Source organism: Pseudomonas sp. GW460-LB5 (assembly GCF_059423245.1).
Window position 1 is genome coordinate 1 of the sequence record NZ_JBWKXT010000138.1, and the last position, 809, is coordinate 809.

General features: G+C 57.1%; 2 protein-coding genes. Both read right to left on the reverse strand.

The genetic code is table 11. The features are described from left to right. Window positions 1-41: 41 nt before the first annotated feature. Window positions 42-377: an IS66 family insertion sequence element accessory protein TnpB gene (gene tnpB / locus AC07XM_RS31055; RefSeq protein ID WP_009684097.1), complete on the reverse strand. Its 336-nt coding sequence runs from the start codon at window positions 375-377 to the stop codon at window positions 42-44. Then, a complete protein-coding gene (gene tnpA / locus AC07XM_RS31060; RefSeq protein WP_009684096.1) occupies window positions 374-706 on the reverse strand; it encodes an IS66-like element accessory protein TnpA in 333 nt (110 codons plus the stop codon). Before tnpA ends, tnpB begins: the two co-directional genes overlap by 4 nt. Between the last annotated feature and the right edge of the window lie 103 nt (window positions 707-809).

Sequence of the window (809 nt, forward strand, 5' to 3'; positions counted from 1 at the left end):
AGGTCGTCAACAGCGATAAACCGATGGGCTAATGGCAGGGGCTAAAGCACTGTGATCGCGCTGCCTGCGCCGACCCGCTGCCACGGCAAACCCAGTACCAAGGCTTGAAGTTGCTCGTTATCGAGTTCGACTTCCGATCCGTGACGGATGCCGGGCCAATGAAACTTGCCTTGGTTCAATCGTCGCGCTGCCAGCCAAATGCCCACACCGTCATGCACCAAGACTTTCATTCGGTTGGCACGGCGATTAGCGAAGAGGTATGCGCAGTGCGGCTTCGCCACACCGAACACCGCGATCACCCTGGCCAGCGCGGTCTCGGTACCGGCGCGCATGTCCATAGGCTCGGTGGCAAGCCAGATGGCATCGATCCGAATCATTCCAACAGGTCTCGCAGAAAGGTGGCACAGGCGACAGCGCTTTCGGTCGGCCAGTTCACTTTGACGGTGCCACGCGGGTGCTGGATTTCAATGCAGATACTTGATGAAGCTGCCTGCGAATGTCCTCCGGCTAGCGGCAAGGGCACTGGAATGAAAGCAGGTTGCAGCGCCATGGTTTTGTTCGTGAGTACCCTAATCCATTTATGTACGAGGTTCGCGTTAAGGCTGTGCTTCTGCGCGACGCTGGCAATCGATGCGCCGGGCTGGGCGCACTCTTGGACAACTTGGGCCTTGAAGGATTTTGAATAGGAACGGCGTTGTGACTGCATGGAAAGACCCGCTTAAAAGGCTAGAAATGGTGTCCACTTAAATTAGGTGGACACCATCGCCTTTGGCGTCGGGGTCAGGAAGGTGAGTTGGCCGGACGGTTAC